Genomic DNA, 3,546 nt, shown 5'->3' on the forward strand with positions numbered 1-3,546 from the left:
GACACGCCGTGCACGGGGTGGCGCGGGTCGATCGCCTCGACCAGCGCCCGGTAGGCGAGCAGGGTGCCGCCCGCCGCGTGCACCAGCACCACGGGTGTTCCGTCGCCACCGGCGCGCAGCAGCCGCAGCCGGGGCCGGTCCTCCACCGCCGCCGGGTCGCCGGTGAGCAGGGCGGCGATCGAGCGGATCGTGCCGCCGTCGAGCAGCTCGGTCACCGGCAACGCCCGGCCGAACCGCTTGCGCACCGCGGTGAGCAGCCGCAACGCCTTGAGCGAGTGGCCGCCCAGCTCGCTGAACGTGTCCAGCACGCCCACGTCCTCGACGCCGAGCACCTCCCGCCACACGTCGAGCAGCACGCGTTCGGCCTCGGTCGCGGGCTCGGCGGCGGGCGCCCGTTCGCGTCGCACCTCGGCGGCGGCCAGCGCCTTGCGGTCGACCTTGCCGTTGCGGGACAGCGGGATCGCGTCCACGGCCTGCCAGAGTTGCGGCACCATGTGCTCGGGCAGCCGGTCCAGCAGGAACGCCCTCAGCCGCGCCGGGTCGGCGTCACCGACGTAGAACGCGGCCAGCGCGCCGTCCCGGGCCACCACCGCGCAGTCGCGCACCGCGTCGTGCCCGCCCAGCACGGCCTCCACCTCGGTCGGCTCCACCCGGAACCCGCGCACCTTGACCTGGTCGTCGACCCGGCCCAGGTACTCCAGCTCACCACCCGGCAGGTGCCGGGCCAGGTCACCGGTGCGGTACAGGCCCGCCACGAACCGCTCGGCGGTCAGGTCGGGTCGCCCGACGTAGCCGTCGGCCAGGCCGGCGCCGCCGATGTGCAGCTCGCCGGCCACGCCGATCGGCACGGGCCTGCGGTGGGCGTCCAGCACGTGCAGCCGGACGTTGGCGATGGGCCGACCGATCGGCACGACCGCGCGTCCGTCGTCGCGGCACCGCCAGTGGCTGACGTCCACCGCGGCCTCGGTCGGCCCGTACAGGTTGACCAGCTCGGCGGGGTGGGTGGCGAAGAACCGCTGCTGGAGGTCGTGCGGCAACGCCTCGCCGCTGGCGAACACCCGCCGCAACGACGTGCACGCGGGCACGCCGTCGTCGTCCAGGAAGGCGCGCAGCATCGACGGCACGAAGTGCAGCACCGTCACGCCGGCCTCCCGGATCAACCCGGTCAGGTAGGCCGGGTCGCGGTGGCCGTCCGGGCGGGCGACGACCAGGCACGCGCCGGTCATCAGCGGCCAGAAGAACTCCCAGACCGACACGTCGAACGAGTAGGGCGTCTTCTGCAGCACGCGGTCGTCCGGACCGAGCGGGTACTCGTCCTGCATCCACAGCAGCCGGTTGGCGATGGCGCGGTGCGGGACGACGACGCCCTTGGGCCGGCCGGTCGAGCCGGAGGTGAAGATCAGGTACGCGGGGTCGTCGGGGGTCACCGCCGTGGCGGGCGGGGTGTCCGGGTACCCGGCGGCGAGGTCCAGGCGGTGCGCGCCAGGCAGGTCCCAGTCGGCCAGCAGCACGACCGGCCGCGCCTGGGCGACCATCTCCTCGGTGCGGGCGGGCGGGTTGTCCGGGTCCAGCGGCAGGTACGCCCCGCCCGCGCGGACCACCGCGTGCAGCGCGACGACCAGCTCCACCGACCGCTTCGCGCTCACCCCCACGAACGTGCCGGGCCTGACGCCGAGCTCGACCAGCCGGTGCGCGAGCCGGTTGGCGTGCGCGTCGAACTCCCGGTAGGTCAGCACGGCGTCCCCGAAGCGCACCGCGGGCGCGTCGAGGTCGCCGTCGGTGAGGGCGTGCAGCAGGTGCGGCCCCGGGTAGGGCCGGTCGGTGTCGTTCCACGCCGCCAGCAGCGCCCGTTCGCGCTCGGGCAGCAGGTCCGCGTCGGCGTGCTCCGCGTCGGGGTCGGTGACCAGGGCGTGCAGCGCGGCCAGGTAGTAGTCGCGGGCCCGCTCGACCTGCTCGGTGTCCAGCCGGGTGCGGTCGTGCCGCAGGCCGATGGCGACCTCGCCGGTCTCGGCGTCGCGGAAGAACTCGGCCCCGAACGGGAAGTTCGTCGGCACCACGCTGTCCTCGTCCAGCAGCTCCAGCTCGTCGCCGGAGGGCTGGTCGCGCGAGACGTGGAAGTGCGTGTAGTTGAAGAAGGTCTCGAACAGCGGCTCGCCGCCGTGCGCGCGTTGCAGCTCGGCCAGCGGGAAGCGGCGGTTCGGCTGGATCGCGACGTCCACGTCCGCCACGTGCCGGACCAGGTCGGCCCACGTGCCGCCGGGCACGCGCAGCCGGAACGGGACGGTGTTGAGGACCAGGCCCAGCACGCGGTCCCCGTCGGTCTCCTCGCTGCGGCCGTTGTAGACGACGCCGGTCACCACGTCGTCCCGGCCCGACAGCAGGGACACCACGCGCAGGTGGGCGGCCAGCAGCACCAGGCGCACCGACACCTTGAGCCGGTTGGCCAGCGCGAGCAGGCCCGCGCCGACCTCGGCGGGCACGGTGAACTCGGTCATCGCCAGGTCCGGCTCGCCCGTCGCCGGACCGCCCCACGGCAGGGCGCCCGCCGTGACGTCGTCCAGCAGGTCGGTCCAGAACGCCCGTTGGGCGTCGTCGGCCAGCGCGGCGCGTTCGAGGGCGACGAACGTGCGGAACCGGGCCTTCGGCGCGGGCGGCAGCTCCCGGTCGTGGCCCAACGCCCGCACGTAGAGCGTGAGCAGTTCCGCGAACAGGGACCGGCCGCTCCACCCGTCGACGATCGCGTGGTGCTCCACGATCCACAGCTGCACCTCGTCGTCGGTGCGGCGCTGGACGTGGAAGCGGATCAGGGGTGGCCGGGTCCAGTCGAACGGTCGGGCCCGTTCGGCGCGGAACCGCTCGGCCACGGCCGCCTCGACGTCCGCCACGCCGCGCAGGTCCTCGAACGTGAGCGGGGTGGGCACCTCGGCGTGCACGAGCTGCACCGGTTCACCGAACCCGGCCACCGCGAACGACGTGCGCAGCACCTCGTGCCGGGCGATCGCGCCGGCCACGGCCTCCTGCCACGCGGCCTGCGAGTACTCCGCGCGCAGGTGGTAGGTGGCGACGTTGTGGTAGATCTGCTCGGAGTCGGAGGACTCGCTGTGGTAGAGCATCCCGGCCTGCAACGCCGACAGCGGGTAGGCGTCCGCGATGTCGCCGCCGATCAGCTCCCGGTCGGCGGGCGCGAGCAGCTCCAGGCGGCCCACTTCGGCGGTGTGCTCGGGTTCGACCAGCGTGGTGCGGGGCGCGAGCTCGCGGATCGTCTGGTGCAGCACGAGGTCGGTGACCTTGATGCCGAGGCCGTGCTCGCGGGCGCGGGCCAGCAGCTGGACGCTGCGGATCGAGTCGCCGCCGATCTCGAAGTAGTTGTCGTCGATGCCCACCGGGTCGCGCCCGAGCACCTGGGCCCAGATGCCCGCCAGCACCGCCTCCACGGCGTTGGTCGGTGCGGCGTACGGCACCGGCTCGTCCCAGTCGTCGTCCACCGCCGGCGGAGGAGCGTGGACCGCCGTGAGCTTGTGGTCCGGGTCGGCCGCGACCTCCGCC

The 3,546-nt window shown here is 74.3% G+C and carries 1 protein-coding gene; it reads right to left on the reverse strand.

What is annotated here, in order from left to right; all coding sequences use genetic code 11:
- Window positions 1-3,546 (reverse strand): amino acid adenylation domain-containing protein (locus AB0G02_RS31675; protein ID WP_360801405.1); only part of this gene is annotated, 3,546 nt, incomplete at both ends.

Origin of the sequence: Actinosynnema sp. NPDC023658 (genome assembly GCF_040639995.1) — a bacterium.
Classification (GTDB): domain Bacteria; phylum Actinomycetota; class Actinomycetes; order Mycobacteriales; family Pseudonocardiaceae; genus Actinosynnema.